Origin of the sequence: Actinoalloteichus hoggarensis (assembly GCF_002234535.1) — a bacterium.
GTDB classification, from domain to species: domain Bacteria; phylum Actinomycetota; class Actinomycetes; order Mycobacteriales; family Pseudonocardiaceae; genus Actinoalloteichus_A; species Actinoalloteichus_A hoggarensis.
Window position 1 is genome coordinate 5,287,918 of record NZ_CP022521.1, and the last position, 18,709, is coordinate 5,306,626.

The window sequence follows — 18,709 nt, forward strand, 5'->3', positions numbered from 1 at the left end:
GTCCCCCCAGCACGTCATGGACTCCTCGCCCGGTGATGGACATGATCCGGTCCTCGCCTTCCCGACTCCGCGCGGCTCGCAACCGCCGCCTGCCCCGGCCGCTCACCTCTCCGCGCGGCGCGGGGCCGTCCTGGCCAGAGCCTTCCCGGCACGGCCCGGCACACCGCCGACTGCCCGAGTCTGCCCCGGCCCGACGCGTCCTGACTCGAAGCCTCCCCCACCGCGCCACAGCGGGGCGCCGCGGCCGTGCTGCCGGACCGGGGCGTCGAGGTCGTGGCGAGTGCCCGCGCCTTCGCGGGCGGAGTCCACGGCCGGCCCGAGCGGCGACACCGCCTTCCTCGTCGGGTTCGGCGCACGGCGGTCCGCGAGGCCGGACGCCGGTCCGGACACGGCCGTACGGCGATCGAGGCGCCCACCTGCCGGCCTGTCGGTTCGCCACCATCCCGGGTCGACGACCCCCGCCGGCGACGAGGAAACGCGGTCAGCCCCGCGCGGTGACCGGGCCGGGCGAGCCGACCGGGCCGCAATCATGATCAGTACGTCCGTCGTCACGGCAGCCGGACGCCACGATCAGGCCGGCGTCATGGCCGGCCCGCCTCGCAGGTCGCGGAACCGAGGCACGGGAAACGGCCGGTCCCCGCCGTCCGCTTCGAGCGGCGGCACACCGCGTCCGCGCGACGACGGCGAACCGGCGCGCGGCGCTGCTCCCGATCGGGTCGAGTCGCGCCGCCGCTTCGACACGCCATCGGCCTCACCGCGCGCACTCGGACGCCACCGCACGTCTCGCACCGCCGCTCCGCTCCGCCGGACACCACCGCGCCGCTCACGACCGCCGTCGCCCTCAGGACCGCCGCGCCCCCACAAGGCCGCCATGCCCGCAAGGCCGCCATGCCCCGGCGATCACCAGGCGAGAGCCTGCCGCGAACCGACGAGCGGCGAGGCATCCCGTCGACGACAGCCGTGCTCGCCCGCCCCGACGACGGCGGAGCGGACCGGAGCCGACCGCCAGAGCGGACTCGGCGGGACGACGACTCAGCGTGAGCCGAAGGAGTCACGCAGCCGGGAGAACAGTCCGCCGTTCACCCGCCCGTTGCCGTTGGCGGCCAGCTCCGACTCCTCGTCGCGCAGTGCGGCGAGTTCGCGCAGCAGATCGGTCTGTCTGCCGTCGAGCCGCGTCGGCACCACCACGTCGAGGTGAACGTGCAGGTCGCCCCGGCCGCTGACCCGGCCGTTGGAGCGCAGTCTCGGCATCCCCTGACCGCTGAGCAGCAGGCGCGTGCCCGGCTGGGTCCCCGGCTCGACCCGGATCTCCTCGGTGCCGTCCAGCGTCTCCAGCGGCAGCACCGTGCCCAGCGCGGCGGAGGTCATCGGGATCATCAGCGTGCAGTGCAGATCGGAGCCGTCCCGGGTGAACGTGTCGTGCTCGATCTCGTCGACCTCGACGTAGAGGTCGCCCGCCGGGCCGCCGCCCACGCCGACCTCACCCTGCGCGGAGAGACGCACGCGCATGCCGTCGGCGACACCCGCCGGGATCTTCACCGTGATCGTGCGGCGCGAACGCACCCGGCCCTCGCCGCTGCACTGACCGCAGGGATCGGTGATGACCTCGCCGTAACCCCGACAGGTCGGGCACGGACGCGCCGTGACCACCTGACCGAGGAAGGAACGCTGCACGGACTGGACCTCGCCGCGACCGGCGCAGGTCTCGCAGACCGACGGCGTGGTGTCCTCCTGGCAGCCGGTGCCCGCGCAGGTGTCGCACAGGACGGCCGTGTCGACGGTGATCTCCCGGCTCACACCGGTGGCGCACTCCTCCAGGCTCATCCGCAGCTTGATGAGCGCGTCCGAGCCCTGCTGCATCCGGCTGCGCGGGCCGCGACCCGCCGAGGCGCCGGAGCCGCCGAAGAAGGCGTCCATGATGTCGCCGAGACCGCCGAAGCCCGAGAACGGGTCCGCGCCGCCCGCTCGGCCGCCGCCGTTCTCCAGAGGGTCGCCGCCCAGGTCGACGACCTGCCGCTTCTTGGGATCGGTGAGCACCTCGTATGCGGTGGTCACCTCGCGAAACCGCTGTTGGGCAGCGGGGTCGGGATTGACATCGGGGTGCAGCTCACGCGCCAGCTTCCGATAAGCCCGCTTGAGCTGATCCGCGCTGGCGTCCTTGCTCACGCCGAGCAAGCCGTAGTAGTCCCTGGCCACTTTCTCCGGTCCTCCTGCCGCAGCCCGCCCGCCGAACCGCGGCGTTCATTCGCCCGCGCGCCGTCGGCACGCATTCTCGTCGGAATGTCGGGTCCGAACGGACCCTGCCCTGCCTACATCATGCTCTCTTCGCCGACCGGGCCTTCAACGCCCGGCCAGGATCTCCCCCACATACGCCGCGACCGCCCGCACGGCCGCCATCGTCCCCGGATAGTCCATCCGCGTCGGACCCACGACGCCGATGCCGCCGAAGACGTTGCCGGGCGAGCCGTAACCCACCGAGACGACCGAGGTGTCCCGCATCTCCATCGCCTCGTTCTCGACCCCGATGCGCACCAGCACGGTCCCCGGATCGCGCGCCGCCGCCAGCAGCCGCAGCACCACGACCTGTTCCTCCAACGCCTCCAGCACCTGTCGCAGCGAACCGGGGAAGTCCGCGACGTTCCGGGTCAGGTTGGCCGTGCCACCCAGCAGCAGCCGCTCCTCCGGATGGTCGACGAGGGACTCGATCAACACGCTGCACACCCTGGTCAGGACGTCGCGAAGCTCCGGCGCCGCCTTCTCGGGCAGTTCGGCGACCGACGCGGAGGCCTCGGGCAGCCGCTGTTCGATCATGGTCGAGTTCAGCAGGTTGCGCAGCCGCGCGACGTCCTCGTCACCGATCACGTCGCCGAGGTCGACGATCCGCTGATCGACGCGCCCGGTGTCGGTGATCAACACCAGCATGAGCCGCGCCGGGGTGATCCGGACGATCTCCAGGTGGCGGACCGTGGCGCGGGTGAGCGTCGGATACTGGACCACCGCGACCTGCCTGGTGAGCTGGGCCAGCAGACGCACGCTGCGCCGCAGCACGTCATCCAGGTCCAGCGCGCCTTCGAGGAAGCTGTGGATGGCTCGCCGCTCGGCGCCCGACAGCGGCTTGATCTCGCTGAGCCGGTCGACGAACAGCCGATAGCCCTTGTCCGTGGGCACCCGGCCCGCGCTGGTGTGCGGCTGGGTGATCAGCCCGTCGTCCTCGAGGGCCGCCATGTCGTTGCGCACCGTGGCGCTGGAGACGCCGAGGTTGTGCCGCTCGACGAGCGCCTTGGACCCCACGGGTTCATGAGTGGAGACATAGTCGGCGACGATGGCGCGCAACACCTCGAACCGACGATCGTCCGCACTCACCGCCTGACACCTCCGTCCCGCACTCGGCTTCGCCCTCGTTCGACATGTCGACGCGGGAACCGCCTCGGTCTCCGCGTCACCGCATCCGAGTTTACGGTTCGAAGGCCTCTTTCCCTACCCGTCGGCCTCGGGCGGCGCTGGAGGCCGCCTCGCTCCCCGGCCGCGATGCCGCCGCCCTCCGCCGCCGCCGGGCACCGCCGCCCCTGTCCACCGCCGGTCGACGCGGCACCGGCGACAGGCCGACGGCACCCGCCCCCGGCGTACGCGGGCGCGACACACAGGTCGCGGATGCCGCGTTGTGGCGTCCCTCACCGCATGGCGTGCCGCGGGACCGCCGGCTCAGCCGAGCAGGCGATGCACCAGCCCGTCGGCCAGCAGTCTGCCTCGCCGGGTGAGCACGCAGCGTCCGTCGGTGAGCGCGTCCGCCGTCAGCAGCCCGTCGTCCACGGCGAGGCGGGCGGCGCGGCGACCCGACTCGTCCAGGACGTCCGCGGACAGCCCCTCCACGAGCCGCAGCTCCAACAGGACGCGCTCCACCCGGCGGGCGTCGTCGTCCAGCAGCTCCCGACCCGCTCCAGGGCTGCGGCCCTCGGCCAGCGCGGCGTTGTAACGGGCCGGATGCTTGACGTTCCACCAGCGGACGCCCCCGACGTGGCTGTGGGCGCCGGGCCCGAGTCCCCACCAGTCGCCACCGGACCAGTAGCCGATGTTGTGTCTGCACCGGGCGGCCTCGCCACCCGCGCGGGAGGCCCAGTTGGACACCTCGTACCAGCCGAGTCCCGCCGCCGACAGCGCGTCGTCGATCAGCTCGTATCGGCGGGCCAGCACGTCCTCGTCCGGTGCAGGCAGCTCGCCCGCCCGCACTCGCCGGGCCAGCGCGGTGCCGTCCTCGACGATCAGCGAGTAGGCCGAGACGTGGTCGACGCCCGCCGCCGACACCGCGTCCAGCGAGGCGCGGAGGTCGTCGTCGCTCTCCCCGGGCGTCCCGTAGATCAGGTCGAGGTTCACGTGCTCGAAACCCGCGTCGGCCGCCTCTCGGGCGGCGGCCACCGCACGGCCGGGAGTGTGGGTGCGGTCGAGCACGGCCAGCACGTGCCGGGCGGCGGACTGCATCCCCAGCGACACACGGGTGAACCCGGCGGCGCGCAGGCCTGCGAAGAACTCCGGGGAGGTCGACTCCGGATTGGCCTCCGTGGTGATCTCGGCCCCGTCGGCGAGGCCGAAGACACCGTCGATCTCGGCCAGGACGCCGCCGAGGACCTCGGCCCCCACCAGCGAGGGCGTCCCGCCGCCGACGAAGACCGTGTCCACCTTCGGCGGCGCCCCCAGCGCCTTCGCGGCCAGAGCGATCTCCCGGCGCACCCCCTCGATCCAGGAGTCCTGGCCCGCTCCGGAGCCGAGCTCGCCCGCGGTGTAGGTGTTGAAGTCGCAGTATCCGCAGCGGGTGGCGCAGAACGGGACGTGCACGTAGACGCCGAAGGGTCTGCGGCCGAGGCCGTCGAGGGCCGACGCGGGCAGCGCGCCGTCCTCGGGCATCGGCTCCCCGTCGGGAAGTGAGCTGGGCATCCGTCCAGGGTGCCTTGTCCGCCCCGGTGCCTCCGACGCCGGGCCGCCCGGGCTCGGCGCGTCCGCCCGTGTGTCTCGGCGGGTGCTGCCGGTCCGTGTCGCGCCGTTCGCTCGGCGGCGACGCCCGAGGAACCGGGCTCGGAGAGAGAAGGCTCACATCGCCGCCCGCCCGCCGGGCCGCCCGGGCCGAACCGGGTTCCCCGCCGGATCGGCGGCCCGCGTCGGCGGGAGTCGCGGGACGCACGCGGGCGGTGCCGCCGGGTCGGCCTGTCGGGGCAGTCCCCGCTGCGCCGTCGGGCCGCCCGCGCTGCGCCGGCCCGACGAGTTCCCGGATGACGGGACGGCGGCACCTCGCTGACGAGGCCGATACCAGCCTGCGGACGCCGGGCGGGCCGGACTGCGTCGTGCACTCCGAGGCTCGTCTCAGCATCCGGTCGGACCTGGACCGGACTCGGCGCGCCGTGGCAGGCTCGATCACATGACAGCGCGGCGCATTCGACTCGTGACACGGCGTCACGTCGACTTCAAGCGCGTCGCCAGCGCACTGTGCCGAGGCGCTCGCTAGCTCCGCCGTCGTGTTCCCACCACACCCGGCGCCGAGCGCGCCGACGGGCACCCGACCCGGCATCGACCACGGGTGACACCCGACCGCAGCGCGGCGTCTCGACTCTCGGAGGTCGCCGCCGATGACTCCCACGCCGCAGACTCCCACGGTGCGCCGCAGGCGCGGTGAAGGGCAGTGGGCTCTCGGGTATCGCGAACCCCTCAATCCCAACGAACGGTCCAAGAAGGACGACGACCCGCTGAACGTGCGGGCCAGGATCGAGTCCGTCTACGCCGCGGGCGGCTTCGACTCCATCGACCCCGCGGATCTGCGCGGCCGTTTCCGCTGGTGGGGGCTGTACACCCAGCGGCGCCCCGGCATCGACGGCGGGCGGACCGCGGTCCTGGAGCCGGAGGAGCTGGACGACGAGTACTTCATGCTGCGGGTACGCGTCGACGGCGGCCTGCTCACGACCGCGCAGCTCCGCGCGATCGGCGAGGTGTCCCAGACCTACGCCCGGGACAGCGCCGACGTGACCGACCGGCAGAACATCCAGCTGCACTGGGTGCGGATCGAGGACGTGCCCGCCATCTGGTCGGCGCTGGAGGCCGTCGGCCTGTCCACCACGGAGGCCTGCGGAGACTGCCCGAGGGTGGTGCTCGGCTCGCCGGTGGCGGGCGTCGCCGAGGACGAGATCATCGACGGGACGCCCGCGATCGAGGAGATCACCCGGCGTTACATCGGCGACCCGACCCTGTCCAACCTGCCGCGCAAGTTCAAGTCGGCCGTCTCCGGCTCGCCCCGCCAGGACGTGGTGCACGAGACGAACTGCGTGTCCTTCATCGGCGTGGAGCACCCGGAGCACGGGCCCGGCTTCGACCTCTGGGTCGGGGGCGGGTTGTCGACCAACCCGAAGCTGGCCGTCCGGCTGGGTGTGTGGGTGCCGTTGGACGAGGTGCCCGACGTCTGGCACGGTGTCGCCGCGATCTTCCGGGACTACGGCTATCGCAGGCTGCGGCACCGGGCGCGGCTGAAGTTCCTGGTCGCCGACTGGGGAGTCGAGCGCTTCCGCGAGATCCTGGAGCGGGAGTACCTCCACCGCCCCCTGCTGGACGGCCCGGAGCCGCCGACGCCCGATGTGGCGCGCGACCACCTCGGCGTCCACCGGCAGCGGGACGGACGCAACTACGTCGGCTTCGCCTCGGCGGCGGGTCGTGTCTCCGGCTCCACGCTGGTCGGGGTCGCGAAGGCGGCCGAGCGGGTCGGATCCCGCCGAGTCCGCACCACGGTGCACCAGAATCTGCTGATCCTGGACGTCCCGGACGCCGAGCTGACCTCGCTTCAGGAGGAGATGGCGAGCCTGGGCCTGCACAGCGATCCCTCGCCGTGGCGGCGCGGGGTGATGGCCTGCACCGGGCTCGAGTTCTGCAAGCTCGCCATCGTCGAGACCAAGGCGCGGGCCATCCGGCTCGTGGAGGAGCTGGAGGAGCGGCTGGCCGACGTCCAGGCAGGCATCGTCGATCCGGTCACGGTGAATCTCAACGGCTGCCCGAACGCCTGCGCCCGCACCCAGGTCGCCGACATCGGCCTCAAGGGACAGATCGTCACCGACGCCGACGGCGCGCAGGTCGAGGGCTTCCAGGTGCATCTGGGCGGCGGGCTGGGGCTGGACTCCGGGTTCGGCCGCAAGCTGCGGGGCCACAAGGTCACCTCGGCGGAGCTGACCGACTACGTCGAACGACTGGTGCGCCGGTATCTGGCGGCCCGACGGGACGGCGAGCGGTTCGCCCAGTGGGTGCTTCGCGCGGCGGAGGCCGAACTCCGGTGAGCGCCGACATGCCCTTCGAGGCTCCCGGCGGGCAGGGCCGCGCCGTGCCGTTCCACTGCCCGTACTGCGCGGAGGAGGACCTGCGGCCGGAGGAGGAGCCCGCGGGTGCCTGGCTCTGCGCGGGCTGCCGACGGGTGTTCGTCGTGCGGCTGGCCGGCCTGCGACCACGTGGCACGGGCCGGCTGCCACGCGACCAGGGCGAGCCCGATGACGGCCGGGGACGGGGCGCGGCGTCGCCGACCCCCGTCGAGCCAGCGGGCGAGGCGAGCCGCCCGGCGGCATCGGGCTCCGCCGCGGCGGACCACGCCGGGCCGGCCGACGCGCGGGATCGAGAGACGAACCGAGGGCGGGCACGACGAGAGACGAGGTCGTCGGCATGACGGTGGAGACCGAGAGACGAATCGACGAGGGCAGGCGACTGGCGGCCGAGGGTGCCGCGCTGCTGGGCGGCGCGGGCGCCAGGGCGCCGGACGGCGCGAGGCCCGCGGACGCGGCGTCGGACGGCGGGGCCGGTGTCGAGGCGACCGCCGCCGAGGTGCTGGCCTGGACGGCGCGGACGTTCGGCGCGGACTGGATCGTGGCGTCGAATATGCAGGACGCGGTGCTGATTGACCTGGCGACGCGGGCCCGTCCCGGCGTCGACGTGCTGTTCCTGGAGACCGGATATCACTTCGCCGAGACGCTCGGCACCCGAGACGCGGTGGCGTCGACGTACCCGCTGCGGATCGTGGAGGCCGCCCCGACCAGGACGGTCGCCGAGCAGGACGCCGCCGAGGGCCCCCGGTTGTTCGCGTCGAACCCGGACCGCTGCTGCGCGCTGCGCAAGGTGGAGCCGCTGCGTCGGACGCTGGCCGGCTACCGGGCGTGGGTCACCGGCGTCCGTCGAGTGGAGGCGCCGACCAGGGCGAACACGCCGCTCGTGACGTTCGACGAACGGCACGGCCTGGTGAAGGTCAATCCGCTGGCGGCGTGGTCGGACGACGACATGGCCCGCTACATCGAGGAGCACGGTGTGCTGGTCAATCCGCTGGTGTCGGCGGGCTATCCCTCGATCGGCTGTCAGCCGTGTACGAGTCGACCCGCGCCGGGCGCCGATCCGCGCAGCGGCCGATGGGCGGGCAACGCCAAGACCGAATGCGGCTTACACGGATGAGGAGGCGACGATGACCGGGACCATCGCCGGTTCGGCGACGGCGCGCACACCGACCGGGGTGGCAGCGACCGGGGTGACGCCGATCGGCACCATATCGGCCGGCGCGGCGAGCAGGCCGTCGCCTCGGACGCTCTCCGGCCTGGACACGCTGGAGTCGGAGTCGATCCACGTCTTCCGCGAGGTCGCGGGCGAGTTCGACCGGCCCGTGGTGCTGTTCTCCGGCGGCAAGGACTCCACGCTGCTGGTTCACCTGGCCCGTAAGGCGTTCTGGCCCGCGCCGATTCCCTTCACCCTGCTGCACGTGGACACCGGCCACAACTTCCCGGAGGTCATCGAGTTCCGGGATCGACTGGTCGCCGAGCACGGGCTGCGGCTGGAGGTGGCCCACGTCCAGGAGTGGATCGACGACGGCAGGCTGACGGAACGGCCGGACGGCACCCGCAACCCGCTCCAGACGGTTCCGCTGCTGGACACCATCACCGCGCGGCGGTTCGACGCCGTCTTCGGCGGCGGGCGCCGCGACGAGGAACGGGCCCGGGCGAAGGAGCGCGTCTTCAGCCTGCGGAACTCCTTCGGTCAGTGGGAGCCGCGCAGGCAACGCCCGGAGTTGTGGAATCTCTACAACGGCAGGCATCGGGCGGGCGAGCACGTCCGGGTGTTCCCGCTGTCGAACTGGACGGAGCTCGACGTCTGGAACTACATCGAGCGGGAGGGCGTCGAGCTGCCCTCGATCTACTACGCGCACCGACGCCGGGTGCACCGCAGGGACGGGATGCTGCTCACCGCCGGGCCGTGGGGCGGTCCCCGGGACGACGAGGAGGTCGTCGAACGCCTCGTCCGCTATCGCACGGTGGGCGACGGCTCGTGCACGGGCGCCGTGGAGTCCTCGGCGAGCACCGTCGCCGAGGTGATCGCCGAGGTGGCCGCGAGCAGGCTCACCGAGCGCGGGGCCACCAGGGCCGACGATCGGATGTCGGAGGCCGCGATGGAGGACCGGAAACGAGAGGGCTACTTCTGATGAACGCCCCGGATCGGATCGACTCCCTTCGGCTGGCCACGGCGGGCAGCGTCGACGACGGCAAGTCCACACTGGTCGGCAGGCTGCTGCACGACACGAAGTCGGTGCTGTCGGATCAGCTGGACGCCGTCCACCGGGCGAGCGCCGCACGCGGGCTCGCCGAACCCGACCTGTCGCTGCTGGTCGACGGCCTGCGCGCCGAACGGGAGCAGGGCATCACCATCGACGTCGCCTACCGCTACTTCGCCACCCCGCGCCGGTCGTTCGTGCTGGCCGACACCCCCGGCCACGTCCAGTACACGCGGAACACGGTCACCGGGGCCTCCACGGCGCAGCTCGCGATCCTGCTGGTGGACGCGCGGCACGGCGTGGTCGAGCAGACCCGGCGGCACGCGGCCGTGGTGGCGCTGCTGGGCGTCCCGAGGCTGGTGCTGGCCGTGAACAAGATCGACCTCGTGGACTACGACGAGGCCGTGTTCCGCACCGTCGCCGCCGAGTTCGCCGTCCACGCCGCCGCGCTCGGCTATGCCGCCGACGCGGTGGTGTCGATCCCGGTCTCGGCCCTGATCGGCGACAACGTGGTGACCGCCTCGGACCGGACGCCCTGGTACGAGGGGCCGACGCTGCTCGATCACCTGGAGACGGTGCCGGTGGCGCCGGATCCGCACGACGCCCCGTTCCGGTTCGCCGTCCAGTACGTGATCCGCCCGCGTACGGCCGCGCATCCCGACTATCGCGGCTATGCGGGCCAGGTCGCGGCGGGCGTCATCCGGCCGGGCGACGAGGTGAGTGTGCAGCCCGCGGGGCTGCGCAGCCACGTGACCCGCATCGACACCGCCGACGGGCCGCTCGACGAGGCGGTGGCGGGTCGTTCGGTGACGCTGCTGCTCGCCGACGAACTGGACATCGGCCGAGGCGATCTGATCAGCGACGCCGCCGAGGCCCCGTGCGTGGCGACGGACCTCGACGTCACGCTGTGCTGGCTGGCGGAGCGGCCGCTGCACCCCGGCGCCCGCGTGCTCGTCAAGCACGGCGCACGCACGACGCAGGCGGTGGTCGCCGGGCTCCTCGCCCGGTTCGACGAGCAGCGCCTGGTGTCGGTGACCGATCCCGAACAGCTGAGACTCAACGAGATCGGCCGGGTGTCGCTGCGGACGGCCGAGCCGCTGCCGGTGGACGACTACGCGGTCAGCAGGCGCACCGGAGCGCTGCTGATCATCGACCCAGCCGAGGGCGGCACGCTCGCCGCGGGCCTGGTCGGCGTGCCGCTGCGAGTGCTCCGGGACGCCGCGGACAGCGCCGAGGTGCCGGCCGCCGAGTCGGGGCGGGACCACGATGCCGGTCCGGCCGCCGCCCACGACCGGGCCGACGGCCCAGACCACCGGACCGCCGCGGCCGGCTGACCGGACGCCACACCAGACGCTCTCGCCGCCCGTCCCGGGCGTCCTCGACCTCGTCCCCCTCCGCCGAGAGGGCGAAGGCTTCAACCGGATCAGGGAAGGCTGACAGATGAACACGTCTCCGCCGGGACCGCGCCGCGCGGTCTCCGCCGCACTGGTGGTGCCGATCGCGCTGGTCCTGTCCGGGTGTTCACGGGTCGAGCGCACGCCCGAAGAGCAGGGCACCGCCGTCTACCAGGGCCCGGCCGACGTGGTCAACCTCGGCTACTTCCCGAACATCACCCACTGGTCGGCGCTCATCGGCGTCAGCGAGGGCCGGTTCGAGGAGGCACTGGGCGACACGCGGCTGGAGACCCACACGTTCAACGCGGGCCCGGACGCCGTCAACGGCCTGCTCGGCGACTCGCTGGACATCCAGTTCATCGGCTCCAACCCGCCGTTGAGCGCCTACGAGCAGTCGGACGGCACGCACACCCGGCTGATCGCGGGCGTCACGTCGGGCGGCGCCCAGCTCGTCGTCGCCCCGAACATCGAATCCGTCGACGACCTGCGCGGCGGCACGATCGCCACGCCGCAGCTCGCGAACACCCAGGACGTCGCGGCGAAGAAGTGGCTGTTCGACAACGGCATCGGCCAGGGGTCCGGCGCCGACGAGATCGAGGTCTCCAACGTGGACAACTCCGAGACGCTGGCGTTGTTCCGCGACGGCCAGCTCGACGGCGGCTGGCTGCCGGAGCCGTGGTCGTCCCGACTGGTCGTCGAGGCCGACGCCGAGGTCCTGGTCGACGAGCGGGACGAGTGGCCGGACGGACGCTTCCCCACCACGGTGATCATCGCGCGCACCGAGTTCCTCCAAGCCCATCCGGAGACGGTCGAGGCGGTCCTGCGTGCCCACGTCGAGACGGTCCGGTGGGCACGGGAGAACCCGGAGGAGGCCAAGGATGCCGCGAACGCGGAGCTGGAGCGGCTGACCGGCAACCCGCTGGAGCAGGCCGTGCTGGACCGGGCCTGGGACAACATCGAGCCCACCTGGGACCCGGACACCGCGGGATTCCCGCAGCTCGCGCGGAACTCCGTGGACGCGGGGCTGCTGGACGAGGCACCGGAGCTGACGGCCTTCAGTGATCTGCGGCCGCTCAACCGGGTCCTCGCCGAACTGGGCGAGGACCCGGTCGACGACGCGGGCCTGGACGACGAGTCCTGACCGGACGGAAACGAGGGACTGGCATGACGGTGACGCTCACCGACGAGGCGGACGTCGACACCCGAGGTCGACCGGCGGTCTCGGTGTCGAACGTGGTCAAGCGGTTCGGGCACGGCCCGGACGCGGTGGTGGCGCTGGACGGGGTGGACCTCATCGTGCGGCCGGGCGAGTTCGTGTGTCTGCTGGGTGCCTCCGGGTGCGGCAAGACGACCCTGCTCAACCTGCTCGCCGGATTGGACCGGCCCACCTCGGGCACCGTCACGGTCGACGCCGCGCGACCCGCGGTGATGTTCCAGGAGCCCGCGTTGATGCCGTGGCTCACGGCGCGCCGAAACGTGGAGCTGCCGCTGCGGCTGGCGGGCATGCGCGCCGCCGAGCGCCGCCGGAGAGCCGCCGACCTGCTGGAACTGGTGCGGCTGGGCGGACAGGGCGACAAGCGTCCGCACGAGTTGTCCGGCGGAATGCGGCAGCGGGTCGCGCTGGCCAGGGCGCTGGCCTCCACCGGGCACGCCCCGGACGCCGCCGCCCGACAGGTCACCGAACGCGCGGCGGCGTCGTCGACGGGCGACGTGGCAGGCCTGCCGGCCGGCGAGGCCGCGGCGGGACGACGCCGGGAGCCTGCGGACGGGCGCCGGGACGGCGTGGCCCGACGTCGGGTGCGGCCCGCCGCGGCGGCCTCGGGCAGCGGCGAGGCGGATGCGACGACACCCGCCGCGCTCCACCCTCCGCGGCCTGCCGCGCGGCCGAGCCCGGACTCGGCGCATCGGCTGCTGCTGATGGACGAGCCGTTCGGCGCCCTGGACGCCATCACCCGCGACGTGCTTCAGGCGGAGCTGCTCCGCGTCTGGCACGCCACCGGGACCTCGGTGCTGTTCGTGACGCACGACGTGCGGGAGGCGGTGCGACTCGCCCAACGGGTCGTGCTGCTGTCCTCACGACCGGGCCGAGTGGTGCAGCAGTGGTCCTCCGACGGCGGCACCGCGCTGGTCGAGGAGATCACCGACCGGCTGCGGGAGGTGATCTCCAGTCATGCCGGAGCCTGACCTCGATCGACGACCGGTCGAGGCGGCCCGCGGGCCCGCCGAGGAGGTCGACCTCGGCCGGGTGGGCGCGGGTCTCGACGCGCTCGACACCCCGCCGGAGCACCGCGCCCCCGTCTGGCGTCGGCTGCTGTCCGGGATGCTGCCGCCGCTGGTAGCCGTGGGTCTGCTGCTGGCGGTCTGGCAGGTGTTGTGGGCGCTGGCGCTGTGGCCGGAGTTCCGGCTGCCCGCACCCGCCGCCGTGGGCGCCGAGATCACGGATCTGGTGCGCTCGGGCGAGATGCTTCCGGTCCTGTGGACCTCCCTGCACCGCGCGATCCTGGGCTTTCTGATCGCGGTCGCGGTGGCGACCCCGCTGGGACTGCTGGTGGCCAGGGTTCGGGTGGTCCGCGCCGCCGTCGGCCCGCTGATCACCGGCCTCCAGAGTCTGCCCTCGGTCGCCTGGGTCCCCGCCGCCGTGTTGTGGTTCGGGCTGACGCCGACGACGATCTACGCGGTCGTCCTGCTCGGCTCGGTGCCCTCGGTGATCAACGGGCTGGTGGCGGGCATCGACCAGGTGCCGCCGATCCTGACGCGGGCGGGCCAGGCGATGGGCGCGGGGCGGATCTCCGGGGCACGACACATCCTGCTGCCCGCGGCGCTGCCCGGTTATCTGGCGGGCTGCAAGCAGGGCTGGGCGTTCTCCTGGCGTTCACTGATGGCCGCGGAGCTGATCGCCGCGTCACCACAGCTGGGCATCGGTCTCGGCCAGACCCTGGACCAGGCTCGCTCGTTCAACGACATGCCGGGCGTGCTGGCCGCCATCCTGCTGATCCTGCTGGTGGGGGTGAGCGTCGACCTACTGGTGTTCCGACCGTTGGAGCGGCGGATACTGCTCGCCAGAGGTCTGTCGGGAGCGGTGTGATCGGCGGGCGTGCCACCGAGCATCGGGGTGCTCGTCGGACAGGCGGCCCCGGTCCAGAGGCCTCGGTTCGGGGGCTTCGGTGCGGCGGCCTCGGCCCGGGCGCGGGGCGTGACGCGGTGATCCGGACATGTGATCGGGACACGGTGGACCTGCGGACCGGCGGCCGGGAGGATCACCGGGGGAAGCACGTCCGGATCGGCTGACTCGCGCGTCCCGGGGGAAAGCGCGGTCCAGCGGGGTCGACGGCGACGGTGGCGGCGACACGGGCTCGGCGGCGGGCTCGTTCGCCGTCGGGCGGGGACGGAGCAGCAGGAAGGATCGACGTGGTGAGTCCGACGCTGGTGGCCGTGGCACACGGCAGCCGGGACCCTCGGTCGCCCGACACGATCGGCAGGCTCGTGGCCGCTGTGCGGCGCGCCCGACCCGACGTGCCGGTGCTGCCCGCCTACCTGGAACTGTCGGCGCCGTCGCTGGCCGAGGTGCTCGACGGGATCGACACGGGCGCCGTGCTGGTCCCCCTGCTGCTGGGTCATGCCTACCACGCCGGAGTGGACGTCCCGGCCGCCGTCGACGAGGCGCGACGGCGGCGACCGTCGCTGCGCGTGGCGATCGCCGACGTCCTGGGCCCGGACGAACGACTGGAGCGAACCGTCCTGCGGCGGCTGTCGGCGACGGGCATCCGGCCGGGCACGAGCTCGGTCGGGGTCGTGCTCGCGGGTGCCGGCTCGTCGGCCGAGCGGTCCAATGCGCTGATACGCCGGGTCGCCGAGGACTGGGCGCGGCGGCACGGCTGGGCGGGCGTGGTCCCCGCCTTCGCCTCGGCGACGGGCCCGACCGCTGCCGAGGCCGTCGCGACGCTCCGCGCGGCGGGCGCGCGGCGGATCGCCGTCGCCCCGTGGTTCCTCGCGCCGGGCCTGCTGTTGAACCGGGTGATCGACGGCGTGCGCGCCGAGGAACCGACGGCCGTGCTCGCCGAGCCGATGGGCGCGGCACCGGAGCTGGTCGAGCTGGTCCTCGCCCGATACACGGCGGCGGCAGCCGCGCTGAACTGACGTCTGGCCTGACGTCGGAGCCGGGCACCCGAGTCCCGCACGCCGATGCCGTGACGCGGGCGCGGCGACCCCGGCCCGCCTCCATCGGCCCGATGACGTGGACGCCGCCTCGGCGCGGGCCACGGGCTCGGCCGCACCGGCGATCCCGCATGGGAGCGCGTATGCCCCAGGGCAGCCGACGGGGCCGCGCCACGCCCGGGCACGGGAGAGGCGGCCAGGCACGGCAGAGGGCAGTCCGGGTGCGTCAGAATCTGGCCCCGTGGTGACCAGCGATTCGGCCGAGCCCGGCCGCGGACCGTCGCGGCCCACCGGCAGCGAGGCCGGGCACCCCGAACGCACGCGCAGCATGCCCGTTCGCCGCGGGCGCAAGGCTGCGACCGACCCTGCCGGAATCGGCTGATCGTCGCCTAGGGTCGCCGGATGACCGAGAATCTCGTGCGGCATCGCGTCGCGGACGGCACGGCGACGATCACGCTGGACTCCCCGCACAATCGCAACGCCCTGTCCGCCCGGCTGCGCCACGAACTGCGCGAGCTGCTCGTCGCCGACATCGCCGACGAGTCGGTGCGCGTCATCGTGCTCGACCACACCGGGCCGGTCTTCTGTTCCGGGATGGACCTGCGGGAGTCCCGGGGCGCGGGTGCCTCGGAGCAGGGGGTGAACGAGTTCCCCGAGCTGCTGGAGCTGATCTGGACCAGCCCCACGCCGGTCGTCGCCCGCCTCGCCGGACCCGCGCGGGCGGGCGGGGTCGGCCTCGTGGCCGCGGCCGACATCGCGGTGGCCGCCGACACGGCGACCTTCGCGTTCTCCGAGGTACGCCTCGGCGTGGTGCCCGCCGTCATCTCGGTGACCGTGCTGCCCCGGTTGGCCGCCAGCGCGGCCCACGAGCTGTTCCTCACGGGCGAGACCTTCGACGCCGCCCGCGCCGTCCACATCGGGCTGATCAACTCGGCCGTGCGAGCCGAGGACCTCGACGCCGAGGTCGATCGGATGACACGCATGCTGGCCAAGGGCGCGCCGACGGCGTTGGCCGCGACCAAGGCGATGCTGCGCAGGCCCCGATCGCCGCGACTCTCGGAGGAGTTCGCCGACATGCTGGCGCTCTCCGCACGTCACTTCGCGAGTGAGGAAGGGCAGGAGGGCATGCGGGCCTTCGCCGAGAAGCGTCCGCCCTCCTGGGCCGCGCCCGCCGAGCGACCGGAGCAGGCCGCGGACCCTGAGCGCGGGCCGGACGAGACGCGCTGAGGACGCGGTGGCCGCGGGCTCGGCCTCGGCCGGGTCCGCGCCGGGCCGTCTCCCCGGCCGATTCCGGGTCCGGCACCCTGACGCCGTCTGCCCGCCGGACGAGCCCGCGCACAGCTCGACAGAGGAAAGCCGGGTCATCGACGATCTCATCCCCACCGGCGGCAGCGCTTCGAGCCGGCGGGCGTGCTGAAGGCGCACAGGACGAGGCCGCATCCGCACGGCGTGCGGGCGTGTCCTCGCCGTCGGCCCGCGCGGGGCGCTCGGCACGCATGCTCGGCACGCATCTCCCGCGATCGGCCTGCCGACACGCCGCCCGCCCGCGTGAGGGCTCGCCGCCCGATCCACCTCGTCCACGCCGACGAAGCGCGCCGCCCGCCCGCGCGGAGGCTCAGCCCGCCGGACCACCGTCGACCAGCAGGCCGGCCGTGCGCGAGTGCGCCCGGCGTGGATCGCGTCGGCGCCGTCGCCCTGGCACGCCGACAGCCGACATCGGCGGGACCGGCGGCGGCAGCCGAACAGGCGGGCACGAAGGGGACCCGATTCCGAGCGGGACGCCGCGACCGTCCTGAGGCGCACTGCGTGAGCGGACGGAGCAACCGCCGCCAGGTCCGCCACGGCGGGACCGGCGCACCCCGCACGCGTGAGCAGCGGCTCGGCTCGGCGTCACGGCGGTGGAGCAGCTGTGACGCGTACTCCCCCGCGTGAGCAGCGGACTCGGCGACGCCCGCACCGGGGACATGCCCGCTTCGATCCCCATCGGACGGCCCCGCCCGAGTCGGACGGCATCCCTTCGTGTCTGATCGCCGGTCCCGACGGGGAGACGCGGCAGGCGCCCCCGGTCTGTCGAGCCGCCGATTCGACGGGAACTCCTACACTGGGTGTCGAGTCGATGACGGAGGGTGGAGTGGTGGCGATGCGCCAGCAGCGGGAGCAGCCGGAGCCTGCCGAGATCGTCGTCCCATCGGAACCGGGGGCGACGGCCGGGCCGTCCGGAGCCGCCGATCCGAACGACCCGGCCTACGAGCGGGCGTTCGCCGCCTTCCTCGCGCACACCGACCAGAAGCGCAGGATGTGGGCTCATCTCGAGTCGATCGTCGCCGACCTGCCGCGCAGGGACGTGCTGATCGACGCGGGTGCGGGCGAGGGCGGCACCACCGCATGGCTGAGCGGCTCGTTCCGACGAACGATCGCCATCGAGCCCAACGCCGTGCTGCGAGACCGCCTGCAGACGGTCTGTCCGACCGCGACGGTGCTGCCGAGCCGAATCCTGGAGACCACGCCGGACACCCCGGGCGACCTGGTGCTCAACTCGCACGTCCTCTACTACATCCCTCGGCCGGAATGGCCTGCCGTGCTGGCCAGGCTCGCGTCGTGGATCTCTCGGCGCGGCGAACTGATCGTCGTGCTGCAGAACCCCGACAGCGGCGCCATGGGGATGGTGCGCAGGCTGACCGGACACCGCTTCGATCTCACCTCCGCCGCCGAGGAGTTCATCACCGGCGACGCGGGCGGGCGGTGGGTCGTCCGGGTGGAGACGAGCCCGGCACGGGTGCGGGCGCCGGATCTGGGGACGGCGACGTCGGTTGCCGAGTTCATCCTCGGCATCACGCCCGCGGCCGCGCATCCCGACCGCGCCGCGGTGTCGCAGTACGTGCAGGAGCACTTCATCGCCGCCGACGGGTCCTACACGATCGACTGCACCCAGGACTTCCTCCGCCTCAGGCGCCCGTGATCCGCCGCGCGGGCGCCGCGCCGCAGCGGGTCGGGCGACTCGCATCCGGACCCGCCGGGTGCGCAGGCGACCCGGCACGGCCCCGTCCGCCCGGCCGAGCCGCCGTGGCGGTGCTCACCGCTCGGTGCCCGGCGACGGCGAGCGGCGAACGCGGACGCGGACCGTGGGTCGGCGGGTCCACCCCAGACCTGCGGGCCGACGGGCACGGCAGGCGGGAACGACGAGCCGGGTGCCGCGGGGGCCGGCCTGGACGGGACCCGGCTCAGACCTCGACGAAGACGACGGACAGCCGCCGGCCACCCGACTCGCCCCGTTCGGCGGCGTCGAGCACCGCGCGTCGGACGCGGGAGAAGTCCGCCGGAGCGCGGTCGGCGAGGCTCGCCGGGTCGACCCAGACGAGTCGATGCTCCCCTTCGTCCAGCCAGGACAGATCGGTCAGGCAGTCGTAGAGCGCGTCGAGATTGCGGCCGAAGGTCTCGGGGAAGGCGAGCAGGCGCGCGATCGCGTCGATGACCTCTGTGGAGTCGGCGAGCTCCCGACCGTCCAGGACATGGGCCCACGCCCCGGCGGCCTGCGCCTGCTCGATCGCCTCGACGACCGGTTCCCAGCTCATCGCTGCGCGAGCCAGGCCACGAGGACCAGCAGGATCAGTCCGAGCAG

16 protein-coding genes are annotated in these 18,709 nt (G+C 73.5%); 12 read left to right on the forward strand and 4 right to left on the reverse strand.

What is annotated here, in order from left to right:
• Window positions 1–1,032 precede the first annotated feature (1,032 nt).
• The 3 genes from dnaJ to hemW all read right to left on the reverse strand — a co-directional run bounded on the left by dnaJ (window position 1,033) and on the right by hemW (window position 4,929).
• The gene (gene dnaJ, locus AHOG_RS22645) at window positions 1,033–2,196 is read right to left on the reverse strand and encodes a molecular chaperone DnaJ (protein WP_093943142.1); all 1,164 of its coding nucleotides are present in this window, start codon (window positions 2,194–2,196) and stop codon (window positions 1,033–1,035) included.
• Window positions 2,197–2,340: 144 nt separating this feature from the next.
• On the reverse strand, window positions 2,341–3,363 hold the full coding sequence (gene hrcA, locus AHOG_RS22650; RefSeq protein WP_093943143.1) for a heat-inducible transcriptional repressor HrcA: 1,023 nt from the start codon (window positions 3,361–3,363) through the stop codon (window positions 2,341–2,343).
• A 339-nt stretch (window positions 3,364–3,702) separates the two neighbouring features.
• Complete coding sequence (gene hemW, locus AHOG_RS22655; protein WP_093943144.1) at window positions 3,703–4,929, reverse strand: radical SAM family heme chaperone HemW; 1,227 nt, start codon at window positions 4,927–4,929, stop codon at window positions 3,703–3,705.
• Between the two features lie 478 nt (window positions 4,930–5,407).
• Here hemW and AHOG_RS30600 point away from each other — a divergent pair, with 478 nt between their 5' ends.
• From AHOG_RS30600 to AHOG_RS22715, 12 genes are all read left to right on the forward strand, one after another.
• Complete coding sequence (locus AHOG_RS30600; RefSeq protein ID WP_376700109.1) at window positions 5,408–5,494, forward strand: putative leader peptide; 87 nt, start codon at window positions 5,408–5,410, stop codon at window positions 5,492–5,494.
• Between the two features lie 121 nt (window positions 5,495–5,615).
• Window positions 5,616–7,301: a nitrite/sulfite reductase gene (locus tag AHOG_RS22660; protein ID WP_093943145.1), complete on the forward strand. Its 1,686-nt coding sequence runs from the start codon at window positions 5,616–5,618 to the stop codon at window positions 7,299–7,301.
• The gene (locus AHOG_RS30605; RefSeq protein WP_093943146.1) at window positions 7,298–7,681 is read left to right on the forward strand and encodes a hypothetical protein; all 384 of its coding nucleotides are present in this window, start codon (window positions 7,298–7,300) and stop codon (window positions 7,679–7,681) included. Before AHOG_RS22660 ends, AHOG_RS30605 begins: the two co-directional genes overlap by 4 nt.
• Window positions 7,678–8,454, forward strand: coding sequence for a phosphoadenylyl-sulfate reductase (locus AHOG_RS22670; protein WP_093943147.1), 777 nt, complete (start codon window positions 7,678–7,680; stop codon window positions 8,452–8,454). Before AHOG_RS30605 ends, AHOG_RS22670 begins: the two co-directional genes overlap by 4 nt.
• Window positions 8,455–8,464: 10 nt before the next feature.
• Window positions 8,465–9,472 (forward strand): sulfate adenylyltransferase subunit CysD, encoded by a 1,008-nt coding sequence (gene cysD / locus AHOG_RS22675; RefSeq protein WP_093943148.1) that lies wholly within the window; start codon window positions 8,465–8,467, stop codon window positions 9,470–9,472.
• Window positions 9,472–10,875, forward strand: coding sequence for a sulfate adenylyltransferase subunit 1 (locus tag AHOG_RS22680; protein ID WP_093943149.1), 1,404 nt, complete (start codon window positions 9,472–9,474; stop codon window positions 10,873–10,875). The genes cysD and AHOG_RS22680 overlap by 1 nt, the downstream gene beginning before the upstream one ends.
• Window positions 10,876–10,981: 106 nt before the next feature.
• On the forward strand, window positions 10,982–12,076 hold the full coding sequence (locus AHOG_RS22685; protein WP_093943150.1) for an ABC transporter substrate-binding protein: 1,095 nt from the start codon (window positions 10,982–10,984) through the stop codon (window positions 12,074–12,076).
• A 23-nt stretch (window positions 12,077–12,099) separates the two neighbouring features.
• On the forward strand, window positions 12,100–13,119 hold the full coding sequence (locus tag AHOG_RS30120) for an ABC transporter ATP-binding protein (RefSeq protein ID WP_245856397.1): 1,020 nt from the start codon (window positions 12,100–12,102) through the stop codon (window positions 13,117–13,119).
• Window positions 13,106–14,020, forward strand: coding sequence for an ABC transporter permease (locus AHOG_RS22700; protein ID WP_093943151.1), 915 nt, complete (start codon window positions 13,106–13,108; stop codon window positions 14,018–14,020). The genes AHOG_RS30120 and AHOG_RS22700 overlap by 14 nt, the downstream gene beginning before the upstream one ends.
• Before the next feature lie 323 nt (window positions 14,021–14,343).
• Complete coding sequence (locus AHOG_RS22705) at window positions 14,344–15,072, forward strand: sirohydrochlorin chelatase (RefSeq protein WP_311770198.1); 729 nt, start codon at window positions 14,344–14,346, stop codon at window positions 15,070–15,072.
• A 420-nt stretch (window positions 15,073–15,492) separates the two neighbouring features.
• Window positions 15,493–16,317 carry an enoyl-CoA hydratase-related protein gene (locus AHOG_RS22710; protein WP_093943152.1) on the forward strand — a complete coding sequence of 275 codons (825 nt, stop codon included), beginning with the start codon at window positions 15,493–15,495 and terminating at the stop codon, window positions 16,315–16,317.
• A gap of 889 nt (window positions 16,318–17,206) precedes the next feature.
• Window positions 17,207–18,049, forward strand: a complete 843-nt coding sequence (locus AHOG_RS22715) for a class I SAM-dependent methyltransferase (RefSeq protein ID WP_157737000.1) — start codon at window positions 17,207–17,209, stop codon at window positions 18,047–18,049.
• A gap of 262 nt (window positions 18,050–18,311) precedes the next feature.
• Here the strand turns inward: AHOG_RS22715 and AHOG_RS22720 are convergent, their stop codons facing one another.
• Window positions 18,312–18,662, reverse strand: coding sequence for a barstar family protein (locus AHOG_RS22720; protein WP_093943154.1), 351 nt, complete (start codon window positions 18,660–18,662; stop codon window positions 18,312–18,314).
• Window positions 18,663–18,709 lie beyond the last annotated feature (47 nt).

Bases quoted from the DNA above. Each gene is read 5' to 3' on its own strand.
- hemW (WP_093943144.1), bottom strand. From the start codon at position 4,929: ATGCCCAGCTCACTTCCCGACGGGGAGCCGATGCCCGAGGACGGCGCG.
- AHOG_RS30600 (WP_376700109.1), top strand. From the start codon at position 5,408: ATGACAGCGCGGCGCATTCGACTCGTGACACGGCGTCACGTCGACTTC.
- AHOG_RS22660 (WP_093943145.1), top strand. From the start codon at position 5,616: ATGACTCCCACGCCGCAGACTCCCACGGTGCGCCGCAGGCGCGGTGAA.
- AHOG_RS22670 (WP_093943147.1), top strand. From the start codon at position 7,678: ATGACGGTGGAGACCGAGAGACGAATCGACGAGGGCAGGCGACTGGCG.
- cysD (WP_093943148.1), top strand. From the start codon at position 8,465: ATGACCGGGACCATCGCCGGTTCGGCGACGGCGCGCACACCGACCGGG.
- AHOG_RS22680 (WP_093943149.1), top strand. From the start codon at position 9,472: ATGAACGCCCCGGATCGGATCGACTCCCTTCGGCTGGCCACGGCGGGC.
- AHOG_RS22685 (WP_093943150.1), top strand. From the start codon at position 10,982: ATGAACACGTCTCCGCCGGGACCGCGCCGCGCGGTCTCCGCCGCACTG.
- AHOG_RS30120 (WP_245856397.1), top strand. From the start codon at position 12,100: ATGACGGTGACGCTCACCGACGAGGCGGACGTCGACACCCGAGGTCGA.
- AHOG_RS22700 (WP_093943151.1), top strand. From the start codon at position 13,106: ATGCCGGAGCCTGACCTCGATCGACGACCGGTCGAGGCGGCCCGCGGG.
- AHOG_RS22710 (WP_093943152.1), top strand. From the start codon at position 15,493: ATGACCGAGAATCTCGTGCGGCATCGCGTCGCGGACGGCACGGCGACG.
- AHOG_RS22715 (WP_157737000.1), top strand. From the start codon at position 17,207: ATGACGGAGGGTGGAGTGGTGGCGATGCGCCAGCAGCGGGAGCAGCCG.
- AHOG_RS22720 (WP_093943154.1), bottom strand. From the start codon at position 18,662: ATGAGCTGGGAACCGGTCGTCGAGGCGATCGAGCAGGCGCAGGCCGCC.